Origin of the sequence: Scandinavium lactucae (assembly GCF_033843265.1) — a bacterium.
GTDB lineage: Bacteria > Pseudomonadota > Gammaproteobacteria > Enterobacterales > Enterobacteriaceae > Scandinavium > Scandinavium lactucae.
The window spans coordinates 709,139-729,630 of the sequence record NZ_JAWXRD010000040.1 but is presented as its reverse complement, the minus strand read 5'-3'; the positions used below and the strand labels follow the sequence as shown (position 1 = coordinate 729,630).

Genomic DNA, 20,492 nt, shown 5'->3' with positions numbered 1-20,492 from the left:
ATGTTCAAAAAGGAAGTCGTAAGCAGGCTAATTATGCGCCTGCTACCTCATGACTGCAATGCGCGACGGCGAGACTCAAAAGAAAAAGCCCCGAATAAAATCGGGGCTTTTTGTCAGTAGCGGGAAGGCATCCCTTCCGGACGGGTTTTGAAACGCCGATGCAGCCACATGTACTGCTCGGGGGCCATCAAAATGCACTGCTCAATGACTTTGTTCATCCACGCGGCGGTGGTTTCCTGATCGTCCAGCGGCGGGGCGCACTCAGGTTGAAGGATAATCAGCTCATACCCTTTGCCATCTGGCTTACGGCGCGGAACGAACGGCACAATACAGGCCTTCGACATACGCGTCAGGGTATAGGTGCCCGAGGTCGTGGCAGCTTTCTCGACGCCGAACAGGGGCACAAACACGCTGCCCTGCGGGCCGTAGTCGTGATCCGGCGCATACCAAATCACATCGCCTTTTTTCAGCGAGCGGATCATGCCTTTCAAATCTTTGCGATCCAGCATGTCTTTATTGGAACGCATTCGCCCCCAGGTCTGCACCAGATCGATAACCGGGTTATCATTCGGGCGATAAACGCCAATTCCCGGTGAAGCGTGCAGGCCAAACATGCGGGCACCCATCTCGAGGGTCAGGAAGTGGATGCCAATCAGCAAAATTCCTTTTTTCTCGGCCTCCAGGGCGTGGATATGCTCCACACCCTGCGCTTCACTCCAGCGCGCCATACGTTTGTCGGACCAGAACCAGGCCATGCCGGTTTCCATCAGACCCATGCCCACGGATTCAAAGTTTTTCACCACCCACTGGTGGCGCTCTTTTTCGTCCATTTCGGGAAAGCACAGTTCCAGATTACGGTAGGCAATGCGTGAGCGGCGCTTTAACAGACGCAGCGAATAGCGGCCCAATGTGGTGCCCAGACGGTAAAGGACTGGATAGGGAAGTTGCACAATCAGCCACAGCATGCCCACGCCCAGCCAGGTTAACCAGTAACGTGGATGGAGAAGCGCAGCAGAAAATTTGGGTAAATGGGTCATCTCATTCCTGTTCTTTCGAGCAATTAGTCCTATTATTGCATTTTTTTGCCCTTCGCCCAAATAGACCCCGGCAGAATGGCTGTTATTGCAACAAATGTTGAGTGTACCCGTTTGAGGTGAGCAAAATGTAGCGCAAAATGTGGGGATGTAAATTCGCAGCACATGCTATATGATGCGGGCCGCGAATTTTCTCACCGATAAATGCAGGAACCACACCATGCCAGTGTTGCACAACCGCATATCGAATGAGCAACTGAAAGCGCAGCTGATGGCAGAAACCGAGCCGCGCACGACTGTCTCATTCTACAAATACTTCCATATTACCGACCCAAAGGCGACCCGCGATGCGTTGTATCAGGCGTTTTTAGGGCTCAGCGTTTTTGGTCGTGTCTATCTCGCTCACGAAGGCATTAACGCGCAAATCAGCGTCCCTGAAAGCAAAATGGACGCCTTCCGCGAGCTGCTGTACGGCTTTGATCCGGCGTTGAATAATCTGCGTCTCAATATTGCCCTGGACGATGACGGGAAGTCTTTCTGGGTCCTGCGCATGAAGGTGCGCGACCGCATCGTGGCGGACGGCATTGACGACCCGACCTTTGATGCCAGCGACGTGGGTGAGTATCTGAAAGCAGCGGAAGTGAATGCCATGCTTGACGATCCGGACGCCGTTTTCATTGATATGCGCAACCACTACGAATATGAAGTGGGGCATTTCGAAAACGCGCTGGAGATCCCGGCAGACACCTTCCGCGATCAGCTGCCGAAAGCGGTGGAGATGATGGAAGCGCATCGCGACAAAAAAATCGTGATGTACTGTACCGGTGGGATCCGCTGCGAAAAAGCCAGCGCGTTCATGAAGCATAAAGGCTTCAACAAGGTTTGGCACATTGAGGGCGGGATTATTGAATATGCCCGCCGCGCGCGCGAACAAGGTCTGCCGGTGCGTTTTATCGGCAAGAACTTTGTGTTTGACGAGCGCATGGGCGAGCGTATCTCCGACGACGTGATTGCCCACTGTCACCAGTGCGGCACTCCGTGTGATACCCATACCAACTGTCTGAACGACGGCTGCCATCTGCTGTTTATCCAGTGTCCGGCCTGTGCCGAGAAATACAGCGGCTGCTGTAGCGATCTGTGCAAAGAAGAGAGCGTTTTGCCGGAAGAAGAGCAGCGTCGTCGCCGCGCAGGTCGTGAAAACGGCAACAAGATTTTCAATAAATCGCGCGGACAGCTGAACACCCGTCTGGGTATTCCTGACCCGGAATAAGATGACCTGTTCAAGCCCGGTAAGCGTAGCGCCACCGGGCTTTTTTAAGCGCTTAGTTCCCGAAACGCGCCAGTCTGAACGGCGACAGATCGAAAGCAGGCGTTTTGCCCTGGGCAAAGTCAGCGGCAATCTCTCCCAGCACCGAGGTGAACTTGAAGCCGTGTCCGCTCAGACCGGAAATCACCAGCGTAGTGTCATGGCCGGGCAGGGTATCGATGATAAAGTCTTCGTCAGGTGAGTTGTCATAGGTACAGGCCGCGCCGTACAAGCAGCCCCCGACCCCGGGCAACACATTGCGCAGGAAGTTGAACGCTTCGGAGCCGTCGGTGGCGACTGCCCCAAACGGTTTGCGCTGTTCAGGCGAATCAATAATCTGCCCCCCGTTATGCTTGCCAAGCTTCAGCTCATTCTCTTCTGCCGGGAAACCATAATATTGGTCGCCGTTGGGCATTTCGCTGGTAAACGCCGGGAAGTTATTTTTGCGGCTGTAGCGTCCGTCAGCCTGGAACCAGGCGAAGACTTTACGTACCGGCTGCACCGGCAGTTCCGGCAGCAGTTTCGTTACCCAGGTTCCGGCGCTGACCAGCAGACGTTTGCCTGAATAGCTGCCATCGGCGGTGTCGATGGTCACGCCTTCGGCATGGTGATGCACGGCGTTTACCGGGCAATTAAACAACTGCGCGCAACCGGCTTCGCGGGCCAGTTCAACCCACGCTTTGACCGCGCGTTCGCTGCGCAACACGCCCGAAGCCGGTTCGAAGAGGCCGATGTAGTCGTCCGGGACGCGAATTTCAGGCCAGCGGGCCATCAACGCCTGGGCATCGAGTTTTTCAACGTTGAGGCCGAACTGTTCCGCGCTTTGGGCGACGTTCGCCAGGAAGGATGAATGGGCCGGGCCAAGATTAATTACTCCGGTTTGCTCGAAGATCTCTTCCCCACTGAGCTGGGCCAGTTCATCCCACAGCGTTTGTGCGCGTAGTACCATTGGGACATATTTTTCGCCTTCACCATAGGCATGGCGAATCAGGCGGGTATCACCGTGATGGCTGCCTTCGGCGTGCGGGGGCAAGTGCGCATCGGTCATCAGGACTGAAAGCCCGGCGCGGGAGGCATAATAACCGGCGGCAGCGCCGACAGACCCGCTGCCGATAATAATTAAGTCATAGTTCATGCGTATGTCCTGGGCATCTTCTTTATTAGCAGGGTAATTAATCTGATTCTGTCTGACAAGCCAAAATAATAAGGCACCCGATGGGTGCCTGTTGCGTGAATTTTCAGCATTAAGCGCTAATGCCTTCGATACTCGTTTTCCTGGTAATCGCCAGATTCAATTTTGGCGATGCCCGCTTCTAAAATAGAAATAAATTGGCGGGCGACATCGGTCGTTAGCCATAGCGTTTGACCGATTTCTGCTTCGTGCTGACTCGATTGTGTGGGGTTCTGGTAGTGCAGGCGCAGCATCAGAGCGTCGTAGCTGTCTACGGTACTGATGTCCCATCCGATGAGGGGATGGGTCTGGATGACTTCATTATTCTTTTCCATCATAACCCCTTATTAACGTGTTAAAAGACACTGGTTCGAGGTTCAATGCGTGTTTTCTGAAGCAAACTAATTATATCAACAACTAAGAAAATATTCGAATTTTTAGGTCAACCGCAACCTCTTTTTTCTCCTTATCCGTTTTTTTGAACAATAAAACGGCATTTAGTTCGTTATTTTTTAACCGAATAACGATGCAATAAGAAAAGGAGTAAAAAAGGCGCAGAAAAGGAATAAAAAAGCCGGGGCGACCCGGCAAAAGATTACATAATGATGGAGCGTTTTTTAATCTGATGACCTGCTTTATGCAGGGTTAAACCAGTCGTCCGCGCTTTCCCAGGTTTCCTGAAGGATTTCACTGATGCGGTCTTTGTCTTCTTTGGCACCGCCAAGAACGGAAAGATTATTGCCTGCGGCATAGCGCACGCTGACCTGGCCGTTCTGGTCAGGAAACTGGTCGTGAATACGGCGAGAAAGCTCGGTAGTTAGCGCATCAATAGCGCCAGCGGGTAGGACAGTCGTTTTGGCAATGGTCACTTCAATACGCATAATGTGCCCCCTGTTGAATATACTGGATATTTATACAGTTACTTTGCGCAATTTACAACAGGGGACGAACACTTATTTAGCCTTTGACGCGCCAGCGCACGGTTTCACCCGCCAGGAACGGGATCAGTGAGTCATCGGTCAGGGCGATACTTTCGACCACCTGGCTTTCAGTTCGCTCCAGTTCTATAAAGCTTTCATTCACCGGCAGGCCATAGAAACGCGGGCCGTTCAGCGAGCAGAATGCCTCAAAGTGCTGAAGAGCGTTCATCTCTTCGAACACGGTCGCATAGCTGCCCAGCGCCGTCGGGGCGTTAAAGCAGCCTGCACAGCCGCAGCTGGCTTCTTTGCGATGGCGGGCATGCGGTGCGGAGTCTGTGCCGAGGAACGCGCGCTCAAAGCCGCTGGCGACCAGTTCACGCAGCGCCTGCTGGTGAACGTTGCGTTTCAAAATCGGCAGGCAGTACAGGTGAGGGCGCACGCCGCCGACCAGCATATGGTTACGGTTAAACATCAGGTGTTGTGGCGTGATGGTCGCGGCCAGCAGTTCGTTTCCGTCGCGGACGTAATCGGCGGCATCTTTGGTGGTGATATGTTCGAACACCACTTTCAATGCTGGCAGACGCTGGCGCATCGGCTCCATCACCGTTTCAATGAATCGCGCTTCCCGGTCGAAAATGTCAATATCCGCGTGGGTCACTTCGCCGTGAACCAGCAGCGGCATCCCCAGTTTCTGCATCCGTTCCAGCACTGGCATAATGGCATCAACGCTGGTCACGCCGTGGCTGGAGTTAGTGGTGGCATTAGCCGGATACAGTTTGGCGGCGGTGAACACACCTTCGTTATACCCGCGCTCAAGCTCGTTCGGGTCGAGCGTGTCGGTTAAATAGCAGGTCATCAGCGGGGTAAAGTCGTGACCCGCTGGAACGGCGTCAAGAATGCGCTGACGGTAGCTGAGAGCCGCGTCAACGGTCGTAATAGGCGGCACCAGGTTTGGCATCACAATCGCCCGGCCATACACTTCACTGGTATAGGGCACGACGGTTTTGAGCATATCGCCATCACGCAGATGGATATGCCAGTCGTCGGGACGGCGGATTTTCAGGCGCTGGGATTGTGCTGTCATGGAAGGCTCCGGCTGGTTGAGAAGGCTATTTTTGCCGGGAGCTAAGGTTAAACGGAATCGTTTTCCTTTGCACTCCTTTCCGTGAAAAAAAACGGGCACCGAAGTGCCCGTGTCTACAGCAGTGTGATTAATTGGTCAGCGGGATGATGATTTCGCCAGGCTTAACCTCAATCCCTTTAGCATATTTCTTCGCCAGAGCCTCCCCTTCGCTGGCGTCTTCACGCAGAACGTAGGCAGGTTGTGTGTTGAAGTAGCTGCGCAGCGACTGGTTCAGATAGGGCATCATGGTTTGCACCACCGACTGCATTTTCTCTGGCTGGACTTTGGCATCCACCACTTCCATTTCCTGTAGGAAAATCGCCCCTTTATCTTTGTTGAATACCGGCAGCGCTTTCAGTTTCAGGTTAATGGTCGCTTTCTGATTGCCGAATAACGAAGTCATATCCAGATTCGCTACGCCGTTCAGCGTGATTTTGTTCGGTTCTTCACGACCAATGGCGCTGGAGAGGTTAGTCAGCACAATATGTGCATCCGCCACGCCCGGCAGGCCAATATCTTTGGAGAAATTGTTCCGCTTTTGCAGGGCCTGGTTAATCTCTTTCTCACTCACGGTGTACTGCGTTAACTGATTACAGCCTACCACCAGGCCGCTCACAATCAGCGCGGCGACCATCAACAACTTTTTCATGGGGTTCCTCAACATGACGTCTTTGTCTCATCCTGACACAAAGAAGCATGCCCTGTCAGCCTAATGCGCACCAGCAGAATCCGCTGAATTGTTACTACTATTAACATCAGGCCCCGGGTTCAACCATCCCGGTGGTGGCGCGTTTGGTACTGAATTGCCACCACAGCGCCAGGAAGGTGATGAAACCAATGACGCCGAGCATCGCCCACGGCAGCTCGGGCTGGTTAATGACTTTTCCTGCGTCAAACAGCCAGCCACCCCCGGCATAACCGAGGGCACCACCAAAGGCTAATCCCAAACGGCTGAAGCCCATATAGCTGCCACGCGCCCGTGGATCTGCCAACTGGGCGCTCAGGGTTTCACGCGCCGGTTCGGCAATAATAGAGCCGATATAGAACACGCTAATCAGGGTGAACAGCTGTTGAAGATTGGCTGAAAGCCCAATCGGTAGCATCGCCACGGTCATGATCAGCAGCCCGGCCATTAACCGATGCTCGAGACGAAAGCGTTTCTCGCTCCAGCGAGCGAGAGGGTAGAGCAGCGATAACGACAACGTGGCTTCGATGGCGTACATCCATTTCACCGCCGCAGGCGTGCCCGCGATATCGTTGACCATGATCGGCAGCATCAGCATTACCTGCACCGCCAGCATGTAGTACCCGGTGAGGGTCAGCACGTAGGTGACAAAACGTTTGTCACTTAGCACCCGCGACAGGCCTTCGCGCACCGGCGTTTTGACTGTCGAGAGCTTCCACGCCGGGAGATACCAGGCGTTGAACGCGGCACAGAGAATAAACAGTACCGCGCCCACGCTACACACCAGGCGGAAATCATATTGCAACAGCCAGCTGCCGAGTAGGGCACCGATCACCGCCCCTGCGCTGTCCTGCATCATCAGCAGCGAAAAAAATCGCCCGCGCTGATTCGGCCTGACTAATTTGACCACCAACGCGGCACGCGGCGGGTCAAACAGGGTGCCACCGAGCCCCGACAACACACAGGAGAGCCAAAGCATCCAGGGTTCATGGGCGATAGCCATAGTGGCGAAACCCGCCGCCCGCATCAGCATTCCAGTGACGATCATCGGTTTTGCGCCAAAACGGTCAGCAATTGCGCCGCCAAAAATACCCAAGCCTTGCTGGACGAGTTGGCGTAGCCCGAGGGCGATCCCGACCATCAGTGCCGCCCATCCCATCTGGTCGACAAAGCGAATCGAAATCAACGGAAAGACGACAAAGAAGCCGAGCACAACCAGCATGTTGTCGACGAGCAGGAAATATTTGCCCAGGCTGCGAGCCTGTGAGATGCGCGATGGCATTTCCCCTCCAGGGGAATGAAACGGTGAGAACCGACATTCTACCGTCTGAACGGCGATTTTCCGGGCATCTGTGCAACAATATTTTTTTATCAAAAGACTATTTTGATAGAGTTTATTTATCGAAAAACAGAAGTGACGCAGAAAAACGTATGTCGCTGTTTTCACAAGGTGCCAGAGGGCAGGTATAGTGAAGATAATGGCGCTTATAAGGAGTGGGGGAAGATGTTTGGCTATCGCAGTAACGTGCCGAAAGTGCGCTTAACAACAGACCGACTGGTGGTGCGTCTGGTTCATGACCGGGACGCCTGGCGGCTTGCCGATTATTACGCGGAAAATAAACTGTATTTGAAACCCTGGGAGCCGGTGCGCGACGACAGCCATTGCTATCCCTCAGGCTGGCAGGCGCGTTTGTCGATGATTAACGAATTTCACAAGCAGGGTTCGGCGTTTTACTTCGCACTGCTTGACCCCGAAGAGAAAGAAATCATCGGCATTGCCAACTTCTCCAACGTAGTGCGCGGCTCGTTCCACGCCTGCTATCTCGGCTATTCCATCGGTGAGAAATGGCAGGGGCAGGGACTGATGTATGAAGCGCTGACCTCCGCCATTCGTTATATGCAGCGCACGCAGCATATTCACCGGATCATGGCCAACTATATGCCGCATAACCAGCGCAGCGGCGCGCTGCTCGCAAAACTCGGATTTGAAAAAGAAGGGTACGCCAAAGACTATCTGCTGATTGACGGGCAGTGGCGGGACCATGTTCTGACCGCGCTCACCACCCGTGAGTGGACGGCGGGTCGCTAAGGAGAAACCATGAAGTATCAGTTAACGGCGCTCGAAGCGCGAGTGATTGGCTGTCTGCTGGAAAAACAGGTGACCACCCCGGAGCAATATCCGCTGTCGGTGAACGCGGTGACCCTGGCCTGTAATCAGAAGAGCAACCGCGAGCCGGTGATGTCGCTCGGCGAAAGTGAAGTCCAGGATCTCCTCGACCAACTGGTTAAACGTCATTATCTGCGCACCGTGAGCGGCTTCGGTAATCGGGTGACCAAATATGAACAGCGCTTCTGTAACTCTGAATTTGGCGACCTGAAGCTGACCGCAGGTGAGGTGGCGCTGGTGACGACCCTGCTGCTGCGTGGGGCACAAACCCCCGGCGAACTGCGTAGCCGCGGTCAACGTATGCATGAATTTGCTGACACGGCGGAAGTCGAAACCGCGCTGGAAAAACTGGCCGAGCGCGAAGACGGCCCGTTTGTGGTGCGTCTGGCGCGCGAGCCGGGCAAGCGTGAACATCGCTATATGCATCTGTTCTGCGGAGAAGTCGATACCTCAGCTGTCGCCGCTACGCCTGCAGCCACACCGGTCTCTGACGATCTCGTTGCGCGCGTGGAGGCGCTGGAAGGCGAAGTGGAAGAGCTTAAGCAGCGTCTCGATTCCTTACTGGCTCACCTGGGAGATTAAGCGTGATGGCGAAACTTCGGATTGGCGTCGTCGGGCTCGGGGGCATCGCGCAAAAAGCGTGGCTGCCGGTAATAAGCGCCGCCAGCGACTGGACCTTTCAGGCTGCGTGGTCACCGGGGCGTGAAAAAGCCCTGCGTATTTGTGAAGCCTACCGGATCCCGCTGGCGGATTCGCTGGCGCATCTGGCCTCGCAGTGCGATGCGGTATTTGTCCACAGTGCCACCGCCACCCATTACGCGGTGGTGAGCGAGCTGCTGAATTTAGGCGTTCACGTCTGTGTGGATAAACCCCTGGCGGACAAACTCTGCGATGCTGTGCGTTTGATTGAACTGGCTGAGAAGAAAAAACTGACCCTGATGGTCGGGTTTAACCGCCGCTTTGCGCCGCTGTACCGCGAACTGAAAGCCAACCTGAGCGAAGGCGCGTCGTTGCGGATGGATAAACATCGGGCTGACAGCGTCGGGCCGAACGATCTGCGTTTTACGCTGCTCGACGATTATCTGCATGTGGTGGATACCGCGCTGTGGCTGGCTGGCGGCACGCCTCAGTTGAGCGGCGGGCTGTTGCAAACCACCGATCAGGGTGAAATGTTCTATGCCGAGCACCATTTCAGCCTGCCGCAGATGCAGATCACTACCAGTATGCATCGCCGGGCGGGGAGCCAACGTGAATGGGTCCAGGCGGTCACCGACGGTGGCTTGATCGACATTACCGATATGCGCGGCTGGCGGGAAGAGCGGGGCCACGGCGTGTTAGAACGTCCGATTCCCGGCTGGCAAAGCACGCTGGAGCAGCGCGGTTTCGCGGGCTGTGCGCGTCACTTTATCGAATGCGTGCAAAATCAGACGGTTCCGGAAACATCGGGCGAACAGGCAATTGCCGCCCAACGTATTGTCGAAAAGCTGTGGCAGGAGGCGAATCGAGAGTGACGAGTACGAGGTTGTAACATCTGCCGGTAGTAATTACGGTTAATCCAGGTAGACTATCGCCACTTTCCAACGCCTGTTTTGCTGCAGGCGTTTTTGATCCAGGGTTGTGGAATAACACGTTAATGAACCTATTAAAATCACTGGCGGCCGTCAGTTCAATGACCATGTTCTCTCGCGTGCTGGGATTTGCGCGCGATGCCATTGTGGCAAGGGTTTTTGGCGCGGGAATGGCGACGGATGCCTTTTTTGTCGCATTCAAACTGCCGAACCTGCTGCGCCGCATCTTTGCGGAAGGGGCATTTTCACAGGCGTTTGTGCCGATTCTGGCGGAATACAAAAGCAAGCAGGGCGAAGATGCCACCCGCGTGTTCGTCTCTTATGTTTCGGGTTTACTCACCCTCGCGCTGGCGATTGTGACCGTTGTTGGGATGCTGGCCGCCCCGTGGGTTATCACTCTTACCGCACCGGGTTTTGCGGATACCGCGGATAAGTTCGCCTTAACCAGCCAGCTACTGCGCATCACCTTCCCGTATATTCTCCTGATCTCCCTCGCGTCGCTGGTGGGGGCGATTCTGAATACCTGGAATCGCTTCTCGGTTCCGGCCTTTGCCCCGACGTTCCTGAACGTCAGCATGATTGGCTTTGCGCTGTTTGCCGCACCCTATTTCAATCCTCCGGTGCTGGCGCTGGCGTGGGCGGTCACCGTCGGCGGGGTCCTGCAACTGTTCTATCAGCTGCCGCACCTGAAAAAAATCGGCATGCTGGTGCTGCCGCGCATCAACCTGAAAGATACCGGTTCGATGCGGGTGGTGAAGCAAATGGGGCCGGCCATTCTCGGCGTATCTGTCAGCCAGATCTCACTGATCATCAACACCATTTTCGCCTCGTTCCTCGCCTCTGGTTCGGTCTCCTGGATGTATTACGCTGACCGTCTGATGGAGTTCCCGTCCGGCGTGCTGGGCGTGGCGCTCGGGACGATTTTGCTGCCGTCGCTGTCAAAAAGCTTTGCCAGCGGTAATCACCAGGAATACAACCGCCTGATGGACTGGGGGCTGCGTCTGTGCTTCCTGCTGGCGGTGCCGAGTGCGGTGGCGCTGGGCATTCTGGCGAAACCGCTGACCGTGTCGCTGTTCCAGTACGGAAAATTTACGGCCTTCGATGCGGCGATGACCCAGCGCGCACTGGTAGCCTATTCGGTCGGGTTGGTGGGGCTAATTGTGTTGAAGGTATTGGCTCCGGGGTTCTATTCGCGTCAGAACATCAAAACTCCGGTCAAAATTGCCATCGTGACGCTTATCATGACCCAGGTGATGAACCTGGCGTTTATCGGCCCGCTGAAACATGCCGGGCTGTCGCTGTCGATTGGTCTGGCGGCCTGTCTGAACGCCAGCCTGCTGTACTGGCAACTGCGTAAGCAGAAAATTTTCACCCCTGAGCCGGGCTGGGGCAAGTTCCTGACCCGTCTGATTGCGGCGGTGGTGGTGATGGCAGCGGTGCTGCTGGGCGTGATGCACATCATGCCTGAGTGGTCGCAGGGCACCATGCCATGGCGTATTTTGCGCCTGATGGGCGTGGTGGTCGCGGGTATTGCCGCTTACTTTGCGACGCTGTTGGTGCTGGGTTTCAGAGTCAAGGAATTCACCCGTCGTAGCGTATAAATGCCGCGCGGCGGTGAAGCGCAATGCTTCCCGCCGCGTGCGTGTCTGGTTGATACCGGGGAGTTAAACGGAGAACTTCTTGTTGCCGCGTGGCGTGGTCGACGTCTGCCCGTCTTTACCGTAAAGGCTCGGTTCCTGATGCGGTTTCAACACCTCTAACGCCTGCTGATTACGCTCAATTTGGCCTTCCAGCAGCCAGCCGTTGTGCTGGTTGAGATCGCGCAGATGTTGCGTTTTTTCGGTAATGCTCAGCCAGCGTTCCGCCACGTCATCATTAGCGCAGCGCTGCGCTTCCTGCTCCAGGCGACGCTGTTTCTCCAGATAATCGAGGGTCGCCAGCAACGAGCTTTTCTCTTCGGTTACCCGTTGCAGGGCGCTGCTGTTCACGCTGCCTGCGGAAAGCTGTTGCTGCTCGGCATCCATCACCTCTTTCAGCGAGTTCAGGATGACTGTCATATGATCCAGTATTTCTGACAGACGACTCATTCTGTTATTTACTCTGCAGCCAGCTCTGGGTATCCGAAATCAGCGAATCGGCAATTTTGCCGGTATCCATTTTCAGTTCGCCGTTACGAATCGCCGTTTTCAACGCTTCAACGCGTTCCAGATTCATGTCGCTGTTGCGCGGCTGCATCAGGCTCGATTGTGCTTCGCTCAGCGTGACGTTAGTGCTGTTCGCGGTCGAAGATTTGTCCAGACGGGCTTTCTGCGCCTGGGCTTCATTCGGCTCACGCGGCTGGACGGCGTTAACGGGCTTCAGGGGCGATGTACGATCAATGCTCATTGTCCTGTCCTCATCGAGGTTTCGTGGCGCTACTGCCTGCCATCATCAGTTGTTGATTATTTATCGGCAGTGTTCGCAGATTCTTTAAAAAGATTATAGGTTAATCAGAATATTCCCATCAGGATCGACCTGACCGCTCACCACCTGGCCTGAGGGCATTCTCACCCGCGCATTTTGCGCCACCGCCGCATTGTTTAGCGCCTGGCCTTCACCATTCACGCTAAAGCCATCTCCGCTGGCGATCACCTGCACTTTTTGTCCGGCTTTAACGCGCCATGACTGACGCAGCATTGATAGCTGAATCGCCTGGCCCGGCACCAGGTCACGCATCGACACGGCATCCTGCGCCTGGTTGATATCCAGCATCGTGCGCGGCGGCAACTGATCTAAACGGCCACGTTTTAGCGAGACGCTGCCAGGCTGTAACACCGTCCCGCGCGCAACCGGCTGCGCGGCCACCACGTAGTTGCCCGTCGCTTCAACGAACACCTGAATGTAGCGTTTTTCCGTGCCGCACTGCGCCTGCACGGTTTGATTGCCCCACAGCTTGTTATTCCCCATCACGCTGAGGGCAGGTTGCTCGCACCCCGGCAGTTGGCTGCCAGGATTACGCAGGCTGACCTTCACCGCGTCGCTGAAACCTGCCAGACGCTGCACGAAAAACGCGTTCAGCTGTTGGGTTAATTCCTCCGCCATCGCCACCGGGCTCAGTAGCACGAGTGCCAGCGTGAGCGTGGGTTTCAGGTTTCGCATCGTTAACTCCAGTCTGTCAGGGAATAGCAGAATCTTACCTGTAAGCAACGCACTTCAACGCAACAAATAGCGATGCATTTTGCTTTTATTCCGACGATGGGGTCAAAAAATTGGGATTAATCTGAACGCTGAATGAACTATTGCCATCAGCGGAGGAGACATGCTCGATAAACTCGACGCCGCGCTACGTTTTCAACAGGAAGCGTTGAACCTGCGCGCCCAGCGTCAGGAAATCCTGGCCTCGAATATTGCTAACGCCGATACCCCGGGGTATCAGGCGCGCGATGTTGATTTTGCCACGGAACTGAAAAAAGTGATGGAAAGGGGGCGCGCGGAAACCAGCAGCGTGTCACTCACGCTGACCTCCGAACGCCATATTCCAGCTCAGGCGATGTCTGCCCCTTCTGTAGACCTGATGTATCGGGTCCCCGATCAGCCATCCATGGACGGTAACACCGTCGATATGGACCGGGAGCGCACGCAATTCGCCGACAACAGCCTGCAATACCAGACCGGGTTAACCGTGCTGGGCGGGCAAATCCGCAGCATGATGACCGTGCTACAGGGGAACTAATTCATGGCTTTACTGAATATTTTTGACGTTGCCGGATCGGCGCTGACCGCGCAGTCCAAGCGCCTGAACGTGGCTGCCAGTAACCTCGCCAACGCCGACAGCGTGACCGGCCCGGACGGTCAGCCGTATCGCGCCAAACAGGTTGTGTTCCAGGTGGATGCGCCCATTGGGGCGGCAACCGGCGGCGTGAAGGTGGCCGATGTGCAGGAAAGCCAGGAGCCGTTCAAGCTGGTTTACCAGCCGGGTAATCCGCTGGCGGATGCCAAAGGCTACGTGAAGATGCCAAACGTTGATGTGGTGGAAGAGATGGTCAACACCATGTCCGCTTCCCGCAGCTATCAGGCCAACGTTGAAGTCCTCAATACCGTCAAGAGCATGATGCTCAAAACGCTGACGCTCGGTCAGTAACGGAGAACACGATGTCTATTGCCGTAAATGTCAATGACCCGACCAGTACAGGCGCGAGCACGACCGCGACCAGTGGCAGTTTAACCACCAGCAACGCCTCAGATCTGCAAAGCAGCTTCCTGACCCTGCTGGTGGCGCAGTTGAAAAACCAGGATCCGACCAATCCGATGGATAACAGTCAGCTGACCTCTCAGCTGGCGCAGATAAGCACCGTCAGCGGGATCGAGAAGCTGAACACCACGCTGGGCTCTATCTCCGGTCAGATTGATAACAGCCAGTCGTTGCAGGCCACTTCGCTGATTGGTCACGGGGTGATGATCCCGGGTTCCGTGGTGCTGGCAGGAAAAGGTTCCGACGGCACCGCCAGCACTACGCCGTTTGGCGTTGAGCTGACCCAGGCCGCGGACAAAGCAACCGCCACCGTGACCGATGCCAGCGGCAAAGTTATCCGCACTATGGATCTTGGCAGCCTGGCCGCAGGCGTTCACACCTTTACCTGGGATGGTACTGCCGCCGATGGCTCTACCGTGCCGGATGGCGCATATAACGTCTCGATTGCCGCCAGCACCAACGGCACGCAGCTGGTGGCTCAGCCACTCAAGTTCGCGCTGGTGCAAGGGGTTACGAAGGGAAGCAGCGGTAATCTGCTGGATCTCGGAACGTATGGCACCACCACGCTCGACGAAGTTCGTCAGATTATTTAAGCCTTCAACCTTAGCAGGAGTTAAGACATGGCCTTTTCTCAAGCGGTCAGCGGCCTGAACGCCGCTGCCACCAACCTCGATGTGATTGGCAACAACATTGCCAACTCCGCGACCTACGGTTTTAAAGCCGGTACGGCGTCTTTCGCCGACATGTTTGCCGGTTCCAAAGTGGGCCTTGGCGTGAAAGTGGCGGGCATCACCCAGGACTTTAACGACGGCACCACCACCGGCACCGGTCGTGCGCTGGACGTGGCAATCAGCCAGAGCGGTTTCTTCCGTATGACCGATGCCAACGGGTCCGTGTACTACAGCCGTAACGGCCAGTTCAAGCTGGACGAAAACCGCAACCTGGTGAACATGCAGGGTCTGCAGCTGACCGGCTATCCGGCCACTGGCACCCCGCCTACCATTCAGCAGGGCGCTAATCCGGTCGGTTTAAGCATTCCGAACACCCTGATGGCGGCGAAAGCGACCACCACCTCGTCAATGCAAATCAACCTCAACTCCACCGATGCGACGCCAGCGACGACGCCGTTCAATGCGTCCAACGCGGATACCTATAACAAAAAAGGCACCGTCACCGTCTTCGACAGTCTGGGTAACTCCCATGACATGAACGTGTATTACGTGAAGAACAGCGCCAATAACTGGGACGTTTACACTCAGGATTCCAGCGTGGCCGGTGCCCCTGCGGTAAAACAAGCGCAGATGCAGTTTGCCGATAATGGCACCCTGACCGGGGTTTATAACTACGACCCTGTCTCCGGTGCGCTGGCGACCACGGCAAATGCGACCCCGGCAATTTCGATTGCGATGGGTTCCCTGAACGGCTCTGCTGCCAGCAATTTCCAGTTGAGCTTCCAGAACTCGATGCAGCAGAACACCGGCTCGAACGACATCGTTGCCACCAATCAGAACGGCTACAAGCCGGGTAACCTGGTGAGTTATCAGATTAACGAAGATGGCACCGTGGTCGGCAACTACTCCAACGAACAGACGCAGCTGCTGGGCCAAATTACCCTGGCTAACTTCGCCAACAACGAAGGTCTGCAATCGGAAGGCGATAACGTTTGGTCCGCGACGCAGTCCTCCGGCGTGGCGCTGCTCGGCGCCGCTGGCACCGGCAACTTCGGCACCCTGACCAACGGCGCGCTGGAAGCCTCCAACGTCGATCTGAGTAAAGAACTGGTGAACATGATTGTCGCGCAGCGCAACTATCAGTCGAATGCGCAAACCATCAAAACCCAGGATCAGATCCTTAACACCCTGGTTAACCTGCGCTAAGCGCCTGACGGGACGGCTTCATGGATCACGCAATATATACCGCGATGGGCGCGGCCAGCCAGACGATGGAAATGCAGGGGGTTACCGCGAGCAATCTCGCCAATACCTCTACGCCGGGCTTTCGCGCCCAGCTGACCGCGCTGCGTGCCGTGCCGGTCAACGGGGAAACCTTTCAGACCCGCACTCTGGTGACCGGTTCCACGCCGGGGGCCGATATGACGCCAGGTCAGCTCGACTACACCGCCCGTCCATTGGACGTGGCGTTGCAGCAGGATGGCTGGCTGGCGGTGCAGGCGGCCGATGGTTCGGAAGGGTATACCCGTAACGGCAACATTCAGGTGACCCCGACCGGGCAATTGACCATTCAGGGTAACCCGGTGATGGCCGACGGTGGCGGGCCGGTGATGGTGCCGGAAGGCTCCGAAGTCACCATCGCCTCTGACGGCACGATATCAGCGCTTAACCCCGGCGACCCGGCGAATACCATCTCGCCGGTGGCGAAGTTAAAGCTGGTTAAAGCGGAGAACACCGAAGTGACGCGCGGGGATGACGGCATGTTCCGTCTGACGGCAGCCGCGCAGGCTACGCGTGGCCCGACGCTGCAATCTGACCCGAGCATTCGCTTGCAGTCCGGCGTGCTGGAAGGCAGTAACGTGAAACCGGTGGCGGCGATGGCTGAGATGATTGCCAGCTCCCGACGTTTTGAAATGCAGATGAAGGTCATTAGCAGCGTGGACGACAACGCCTCTAAAGCCAATCAGCTGTTATCCCTGAGCTAATTTTCCCTCGGGAAAGAAGGAAAACCAATGATCAGTTCATTATGGATTGCCAAAACCGGCCTCGACGCCCAGCAAACCAACATGGACGTTATCGCCAACAACCTGGCGAACGTGAGCACCAACGGGTTCAAGCGCCAGCGTGCGGTGTTTGAAGACCTGCTGTATCAAACCGTACGTCAGCCGGGGGCGCAGTCGTCCGAACAGACTACCCTGCCATCCGGCCTGCAAATCGGTACCGGTGTGCGTCCGGTGGCGACCGAGCGCATCCACACTCAGGGTAACCTGTCGCAGACCGACAACAGCAAAGACGTCGCCATCAAAGGCGAAGGTTTCTTTCAGGTCTTGCTCCCGGACGGTACCTCGGCCTACACCCGCGACGGTTCATTCCAGGTTGACCAGAACGGTCAGTTGGTGACGGCGGGCGGCTTCCAGGTTCAGCCTGCAATTACCATTCCTGCCAACACCCTGAGTATTACCATCGGGCGTGACGGCGTGGTGAGCGTGACCCAGCAGGGGCAAACCAACCCGGTGCAGGTCGGCCAGCTCAACCTGACCACCTTCATGAACGATGCGGGTCTGGAGAGCATCGGTGAGAACCTGTACACCGAAACCCAGGCCTCTGGTGCGCCGAATGACAGCACGCCGGGCCTGAACGGCGCGGGCCTGCTGTATCAGGGTTATGTTGAAACCTCCAACGTTAACGTGGCGGAAGAGTTGGTCAACATGATTCAGGTGCAGCGTGCGTATGAGATTAACAGCAAGGCGGTGTCGACCACCGACCAGATGCTGCAGAAACTCACCCAGCTGTAAGACGTTACCGGTGCGGGATTTCCTGCACCGGATTTTTGATTCAGAAGATAAGAGCAATGCAAAAATCCTCAGCGTTTCGTTATCCGCTTTTCGTGGTCCTGGCTTTAACTCAGGCCGGATGCGCATGGATCCCCTCAAAACCGCTGGTAGAAGGGGCGACCACTGCACAGCCCGTTCCTGGCCCGGTGCCGGTGGTCAATGGCTCGATTTTCCAGAGCGCGCAGCCGATTAACTACGGCTATCAGCCGCTGTTTGAAGACCGACGTCCGCGCAACATTGGCGATACGCTGACCATCCAGCTGCAAGAAAACGTCAGCGCGTCGAAGAGTTCTTCGGCGAACGCCAGCCGCGATGGCAAAACTAATTTCGGCTTCGACACCGTGCCGCGCTATCTCCAGGGCCTGTTTGGCAATGAGCGTGCCGATGTGGAAGCCTCTGGCGGCAACGCCTTTAACGGTAAAGGCGGGGCCAACGCCAGCAATACCTTCAGCGGTACGCTGACGGTCACCGTCGATCAGGTGCTGGCCAACGGTAACCTGCATGTGGTGGGCGAAAAACAGATCGCCATCAACCAGGGCACCGAATTCATTCGCTTCTCGGGCGTAGTCAACCCGCGCACCATCAGCGGCAGCAACACCGTGCCGTCTACGCAAGTGGCTGACGCCCGCATTGAGTACGTCGGTAACGGCTACATCAATGAAGCGCAGAACATGGGCTGGCTGCAGCGCTTCTTCCTTAATTTATCGCCGATGTAACGAGGTGGATTATGTTTAAAACTTTGGTTGGCATTGCACTGGTGCTGCTGGCGGGATTCGCCCAGGCCGATCGCATTCGCGACCTCACCAGCGTACAGGGCGTGCGGGAAAACTCACTGATTGGCTACGGCCTGGTGGTCGGTCTCGACGGGACCGGGGACCAGACCACCCAAACGCCATTCACCACCCAAAGCCTGAACAACATGCTGTCGCAGCTCGGGATCACCGTCCCGGCGGGCACCAATATGCAGCTGAAAAATGTGGCGGCGGTGATGGTCACGGCCAAACTTCCGGCGTTTGGCCGTCAGGGTCAGATGATCGACGTGGTGGTGTCGTCGATGGGTAACGCCAAAAGTCTGCGCGGTGGAACGCTGTTAATGACGCCAATGAAAGGCGTCGACAGCCAGGTTTATGCCCTGGCGCAAGGTAACATTCTGGTCGGCGGGGCAGGCGCATCAGCGGGCGGCAGCAGCGTGCAGGTCAACCAGCTTAACGGCGGACGCATCACCAACGGGGCTACCATTGAACGTGAACTGCCAAGCCAGTTCGGGGCCGGGAACACTATCAACCTGCAGCTGAACGAAGACGACTTTGGCATGGCGCAGCAGATTGCCGACACCATCAACCGTCGCGGCGGCTACGGCAATGCCACGGCGCTGGATGCGCGCACCGTGCAGATCCAGGCTTCCAGCGGCGGCAGCAATCAGGTACGGATGCTGGCGGATATTCAAAACCTGGAGGTCAACGTCACGCCGCAGGATGCGAAGGTGATCATTAACTCCCGTACCGGTTCGGTTGTCATGAACCGTGAAGTGACGCTCGACAACTGTGCGGTGGCGCAGGGCAACCTGTCGGTAACGGTCAACCGTTCGGCCCAGGTCAGCCAACCGGATACGCCGTTTGGCGGCGGTTCGACGGTGGTCACGCCGCAGACGCAAATCGACCTGCGTCAGAGCGGGGGCGCGATGCAGAGCATTCGCTCCAGCGCCAACCTCAACAACGTGGTCCGGGCGCTGAATGCGCTGGGTGCGTCGCCAATGGAGCTGATGTCGATTCTGCAATCGATGCAAACCGCAGGCTGCCTGCGTGCCAAAGTGGAAATAATCTAATGCTGGGTGACAGTAAGCTGTTGAGTAGCGCGGCCTGGGACGCGCAGTCGCTAAGCGAACTGAAGGTCAAAGCCGGGAAAGATCCACAGGCGAACTTAAAGCCTGTGGCCCGGCAGGTCGAAGGGATGTTCGTGCAGATGATGCTGAAAAGTATGCGCGACGCGCTGCCGAAAGACGGCATGTTCAGCAGCGACCAGACGCGGCTTTACACCAGTATGTACGATCAGCAAATTGCCCAGCAGATGACTGCGGGCAAAGGACTGGGGCTGGCGGATGCGATGGTAAAACAGATGGCGGCCGCGCAGGGTGAGCCAGCAGACACGCCTGCCCAGGTGCCGCTTAAGTTTGATCTCGAAACCGTGACCACTTACCAGAACTCCGCCCTGACGCAGATGGTGCGTAAGGCTTTGCCGAAAACGCCGACTGTGGCTGACGTCGGGGATGTGCCCGGTGATAGCCACGACTTCCTGGCGCAGCTTTCGCTGCCTGCAAAACTTGCCAGTGAACAGAGTGGCATCCCGCACCACCTGATCCTCGCCCAGGCGGCGCTGGAATCGGGTTGGGGCCAGCGGCAGATCCGCCGTGAAAACGGCGAGCCAAGTTTCAATCTGTTTGGCGTGAAGGCCTCGTCCGACTGGAAAGGCAAAGTCACCGAAATTACGACCAGCGAATACGAAAACGGGGAAATGAAAAAGGTGAAGGCCCGTTTCCGCGTGTACGGTTCGTATCTCGAAGCGCTGTCTGATTACGTCGGCTTGTTAACCCGTAACCCGCGCTACGCCGCTGTAACCACAGCCGCCACGCCGGAGCAGGGCGCACAGGCGTTGCAAAAGGCCGGGTACGCCACCGACCCGAACTATGCCCGCAAGCTGACCGGGATGATTCAGCAGCTGAAATCGATGGGTGAGAAGGTGAGCAAGGCCTACAGCAACGATATCGAAAATCTGTTCTGAAATG

The 20,492-nt window shown here is 56.3% G+C and carries 24 protein-coding genes; 14 read left to right on the top strand and 10 right to left on the bottom strand.

Features of this window, described 5'->3' with window-relative positions:
* Positions 1-113: 113 nt before the first annotated feature.
* Positions 114-1,037, bottom strand: coding sequence for a Kdo(2)-lipid IV(A) acyltransferase (locus SIK69_RS21230; protein WP_319629934.1), 924 nt, complete (start codon positions 1,035-1,037; stop codon positions 114-116).
* 217 nt (positions 1,038-1,254) lie between these two features.
* Here SIK69_RS21230 and trhO point away from each other — a divergent pair, with 217 nt between their 5' ends.
* Complete coding sequence (gene trhO / locus SIK69_RS21225) at positions 1,255-2,304, top strand: oxygen-dependent tRNA uridine(34) hydroxylase TrhO (RefSeq protein ID WP_319629935.1); 1,050 nt, start codon at positions 1,255-1,257, stop codon at positions 2,302-2,304.
* A gap of 52 nt (positions 2,305-2,356) precedes the next feature.
* On the opposite strand, the gene solA is transcribed toward trhO, so the two are convergent.
* The 6 genes from solA to mdtH form a co-directional block, all read right to left on the bottom strand.
* Complete coding sequence (solA, locus tag SIK69_RS21220; protein ID WP_319787026.1) at positions 2,357-3,475, bottom strand: N-methyl-L-tryptophan oxidase; 1,119 nt, start codon at positions 3,473-3,475, stop codon at positions 2,357-2,359.
* 116 nt (positions 3,476-3,591) lie between these two features.
* Positions 3,592-3,846 carry a biofilm formation regulator BssS gene (bssS, locus tag SIK69_RS21215; protein WP_319629937.1) on the bottom strand — a complete coding sequence of 85 codons (255 nt, stop codon included), beginning with the start codon at positions 3,844-3,846 and terminating at the stop codon, positions 3,592-3,594.
* Positions 3,847-4,146: 300 nt separating this feature from the next.
* Positions 4,147-4,392, bottom strand: coding sequence for a DNA damage-inducible protein I (dinI, locus tag SIK69_RS21210; RefSeq protein ID WP_319629938.1), 246 nt, complete (start codon positions 4,390-4,392; stop codon positions 4,147-4,149).
* 76 nt (positions 4,393-4,468) lie between these two features.
* A complete protein-coding gene (gene pyrC / locus SIK69_RS21205; RefSeq protein ID WP_319629939.1) occupies positions 4,469-5,515 on the bottom strand; it encodes a dihydroorotase in 1,047 nt (348 codons plus the stop codon).
* A 127-nt stretch (positions 5,516-5,642) separates the two neighbouring features.
* Positions 5,643-6,203, bottom strand: coding sequence for a lipoprotein (locus tag SIK69_RS21200; protein ID WP_319629940.1), 561 nt, complete (start codon positions 6,201-6,203; stop codon positions 5,643-5,645).
* A gap of 106 nt (positions 6,204-6,309) precedes the next feature.
* Positions 6,310-7,521 (bottom strand): multidrug efflux MFS transporter MdtH, encoded by a 1,212-nt coding sequence (mdtH, locus tag SIK69_RS21195; RefSeq protein ID WP_319629941.1) that lies wholly within the window; start codon positions 7,519-7,521, stop codon positions 6,310-6,312.
* 222 nt (positions 7,522-7,743) lie between these two features.
* Here mdtH and rimJ point away from each other — a divergent pair, with 222 nt between their 5' ends.
* The 4 genes from rimJ to murJ all read left to right on the top strand — a co-directional run bounded on the left by rimJ (position 7,744) and on the right by murJ (position 11,575).
* Positions 7,744-8,328 (top strand): ribosomal protein S5-alanine N-acetyltransferase, encoded by a 585-nt coding sequence (rimJ, locus tag SIK69_RS21190; protein ID WP_319629942.1) that lies wholly within the window; start codon positions 7,744-7,746, stop codon positions 8,326-8,328.
* A gap of 9 nt (positions 8,329-8,337) precedes the next feature.
* Positions 8,338-8,988 carry a YceH family protein gene (locus SIK69_RS21185; protein WP_319787025.1) on the top strand — a complete coding sequence of 217 codons (651 nt, stop codon included), beginning with the start codon at positions 8,338-8,340 and terminating at the stop codon, positions 8,986-8,988.
* 5 nt (positions 8,989-8,993) lie between these two features.
* A complete protein-coding gene (locus SIK69_RS21180; protein WP_319787234.1) occupies positions 8,994-9,917 on the top strand; it encodes a Gfo/Idh/MocA family protein in 924 nt (307 codons plus the stop codon).
* A gap of 122 nt (positions 9,918-10,039) precedes the next feature.
* A complete protein-coding gene (murJ, locus tag SIK69_RS21175; RefSeq protein ID WP_319629945.1) occupies positions 10,040-11,575 on the top strand; it encodes a murein biosynthesis integral membrane protein MurJ in 1,536 nt (511 codons plus the stop codon).
* Positions 11,576-11,638: 63 nt separating this feature from the next.
* On the opposite strand, the gene flgN is transcribed toward murJ, so the two are convergent.
* The 3 genes from flgN to flgA form a co-directional block, all read right to left on the bottom strand.
* A complete protein-coding gene (gene flgN / locus SIK69_RS21170; protein ID WP_319629946.1) occupies positions 11,639-12,061 on the bottom strand; it encodes a flagella biosynthesis chaperone FlgN in 423 nt (140 codons plus the stop codon).
* Positions 12,062-12,065: 4 nt separating this feature from the next.
* The gene (gene flgM, locus SIK69_RS21165) at positions 12,066-12,359 is read right to left on the bottom strand and encodes a flagellar biosynthesis anti-sigma factor FlgM (RefSeq protein ID WP_319629947.1); all 294 of its coding nucleotides are present in this window, start codon (positions 12,357-12,359) and stop codon (positions 12,066-12,068) included.
* 93 nt (positions 12,360-12,452) lie between these two features.
* The gene (flgA, locus tag SIK69_RS21160; protein WP_319629948.1) at positions 12,453-13,112 is read right to left on the bottom strand and encodes a flagellar basal body P-ring formation chaperone FlgA; all 660 of its coding nucleotides are present in this window, start codon (positions 13,110-13,112) and stop codon (positions 12,453-12,455) included.
* Between the two features lie 160 nt (positions 13,113-13,272).
* On the opposite strand from flgA, the gene flgB reads away from it, so the two are divergent.
* Genes flgB through flgJ form a run of 9 tightly spaced genes read left to right on the top strand, consistent with a single transcriptional unit; the run spans position 13,273 to position 20,488 of the window.
* Positions 13,273-13,686 (top strand): flagellar basal body rod protein FlgB, encoded by a 414-nt coding sequence (flgB, locus tag SIK69_RS21155; protein ID WP_319629949.1) that lies wholly within the window; start codon positions 13,273-13,275, stop codon positions 13,684-13,686.
* Between the two features lie 3 nt (positions 13,687-13,689).
* Positions 13,690-14,094 carry a flagellar basal body rod protein FlgC gene (flgC, locus tag SIK69_RS21150; protein WP_319629950.1) on the top strand — a complete coding sequence of 135 codons (405 nt, stop codon included), beginning with the start codon at positions 13,690-13,692 and terminating at the stop codon, positions 14,092-14,094.
* A gap of 11 nt (positions 14,095-14,105) precedes the next feature.
* Positions 14,106-14,798 carry a flagellar hook assembly protein FlgD gene (gene flgD, locus SIK69_RS21145; RefSeq protein ID WP_319629951.1) on the top strand — a complete coding sequence of 231 codons (693 nt, stop codon included), beginning with the start codon at positions 14,106-14,108 and terminating at the stop codon, positions 14,796-14,798.
* A gap of 27 nt (positions 14,799-14,825) precedes the next feature.
* Positions 14,826-16,082 carry a flagellar hook protein FlgE gene (flgE, locus tag SIK69_RS21140; protein WP_319787024.1) on the top strand — a complete coding sequence of 419 codons (1,257 nt, stop codon included), beginning with the start codon at positions 14,826-14,828 and terminating at the stop codon, positions 16,080-16,082.
* Between the two features lie 20 nt (positions 16,083-16,102).
* Complete coding sequence (locus tag SIK69_RS21135; protein WP_319629953.1) at positions 16,103-16,861, top strand: flagellar basal-body rod protein FlgF; 759 nt, start codon at positions 16,103-16,105, stop codon at positions 16,859-16,861.
* A 27-nt stretch (positions 16,862-16,888) separates the two neighbouring features.
* Entirely contained in the window at positions 16,889-17,671 is a 783-nt protein-coding gene (gene flgG, locus SIK69_RS21130) for a flagellar basal-body rod protein FlgG (protein ID WP_319629954.1), read from the top strand.
* A gap of 56 nt (positions 17,672-17,727) precedes the next feature.
* Positions 17,728-18,426 carry a flagellar basal body L-ring protein FlgH gene (flgH, locus tag SIK69_RS21125; RefSeq protein ID WP_319629955.1) on the top strand — a complete coding sequence of 233 codons (699 nt, stop codon included), beginning with the start codon at positions 17,728-17,730 and terminating at the stop codon, positions 18,424-18,426.
* A gap of 11 nt (positions 18,427-18,437) precedes the next feature.
* Complete coding sequence (locus SIK69_RS21120) at positions 18,438-19,535, top strand: flagellar basal body P-ring protein FlgI (RefSeq protein ID WP_319629956.1); 1,098 nt, start codon at positions 18,438-18,440, stop codon at positions 19,533-19,535.
* Complete coding sequence (gene flgJ / locus SIK69_RS21115) at positions 19,535-20,488, top strand: flagellar assembly peptidoglycan hydrolase FlgJ (protein ID WP_319629957.1); 954 nt, start codon at positions 19,535-19,537, stop codon at positions 20,486-20,488. The genes SIK69_RS21120 and flgJ overlap by 1 nt, the downstream gene beginning before the upstream one ends.
* Positions 20,489-20,492 lie beyond the last annotated feature (4 nt).

Excerpts from the sequence above, each read along its gene's own strand:
- SIK69_RS21230 (WP_319629934.1), bottom strand. The coding sequence starts at position 1,037 with ATGACCCATTTACCCAAATTTTCTGCTGCGCTTCTCCATCCACGTTAC.
- trhO (WP_319629935.1), top strand. The coding sequence starts at position 1,255 with ATGCCAGTGTTGCACAACCGCATATCGAATGAGCAACTGAAAGCGCAG.
- solA (WP_319787026.1), bottom strand. The coding sequence starts at position 3,475 with ATGAACTATGACTTAATTATTATCGGCAGCGGGTCTGTCGGCGCTGCC.
- bssS (WP_319629937.1), bottom strand. The coding sequence starts at position 3,846 with ATGGAAAAGAATAATGAAGTCATCCAGACCCATCCCCTCATCGGATGG.
- dinI (WP_319629938.1), bottom strand. The coding sequence starts at position 4,392 with ATGCGTATTGAAGTGACCATTGCCAAAACGACTGTCCTACCCGCTGGC.
- pyrC (WP_319629939.1), bottom strand. The coding sequence starts at position 5,515 with ATGACAGCACAATCCCAGCGCCTGAAAATCCGCCGTCCCGACGACTGG.
- SIK69_RS21200 (WP_319629940.1), bottom strand. The coding sequence starts at position 6,203 with ATGAAAAAGTTGTTGATGGTCGCCGCGCTGATTGTGAGCGGCCTGGTG.
- mdtH (WP_319629941.1), bottom strand. The coding sequence starts at position 7,521 with ATGCCATCGCGCATCTCACAGGCTCGCAGCCTGGGCAAATATTTCCTG.
- rimJ (WP_319629942.1), top strand. The coding sequence starts at position 7,744 with ATGTTTGGCTATCGCAGTAACGTGCCGAAAGTGCGCTTAACAACAGAC.
- SIK69_RS21185 (WP_319787025.1), top strand. The coding sequence starts at position 8,338 with ATGAAGTATCAGTTAACGGCGCTCGAAGCGCGAGTGATTGGCTGTCTG.
- SIK69_RS21180 (WP_319787234.1), top strand. The coding sequence starts at position 8,994 with ATGGCGAAACTTCGGATTGGCGTCGTCGGGCTCGGGGGCATCGCGCAA.
- murJ (WP_319629945.1), top strand. The coding sequence starts at position 10,040 with ATGAACCTATTAAAATCACTGGCGGCCGTCAGTTCAATGACCATGTTC.
- flgN (WP_319629946.1), bottom strand. The coding sequence starts at position 12,061 with ATGAGTCGTCTGTCAGAAATACTGGATCATATGACAGTCATCCTGAAC.
- flgM (WP_319629947.1), bottom strand. The coding sequence starts at position 12,359 with ATGAGCATTGATCGTACATCGCCCCTGAAGCCCGTTAACGCCGTCCAG.
- flgA (WP_319629948.1), bottom strand. The coding sequence starts at position 13,112 with ATGCGAAACCTGAAACCCACGCTCACGCTGGCACTCGTGCTACTGAGC.
- flgB (WP_319629949.1), top strand. The coding sequence starts at position 13,273 with ATGCTCGATAAACTCGACGCCGCGCTACGTTTTCAACAGGAAGCGTTG.
- flgC (WP_319629950.1), top strand. The coding sequence starts at position 13,690 with ATGGCTTTACTGAATATTTTTGACGTTGCCGGATCGGCGCTGACCGCG.
- flgD (WP_319629951.1), top strand. The coding sequence starts at position 14,106 with ATGTCTATTGCCGTAAATGTCAATGACCCGACCAGTACAGGCGCGAGC.
- flgE (WP_319787024.1), top strand. The coding sequence starts at position 14,826 with ATGGCCTTTTCTCAAGCGGTCAGCGGCCTGAACGCCGCTGCCACCAAC.
- SIK69_RS21135 (WP_319629953.1), top strand. The coding sequence starts at position 16,103 with ATGGATCACGCAATATATACCGCGATGGGCGCGGCCAGCCAGACGATG.
- flgG (WP_319629954.1), top strand. The coding sequence starts at position 16,889 with ATGATCAGTTCATTATGGATTGCCAAAACCGGCCTCGACGCCCAGCAA.
- flgH (WP_319629955.1), top strand. The coding sequence starts at position 17,728 with ATGCAAAAATCCTCAGCGTTTCGTTATCCGCTTTTCGTGGTCCTGGCT.
- SIK69_RS21120 (WP_319629956.1), top strand. The coding sequence starts at position 18,438 with ATGTTTAAAACTTTGGTTGGCATTGCACTGGTGCTGCTGGCGGGATTC.
- flgJ (WP_319629957.1), top strand. The coding sequence starts at position 19,535 with ATGCTGGGTGACAGTAAGCTGTTGAGTAGCGCGGCCTGGGACGCGCAG.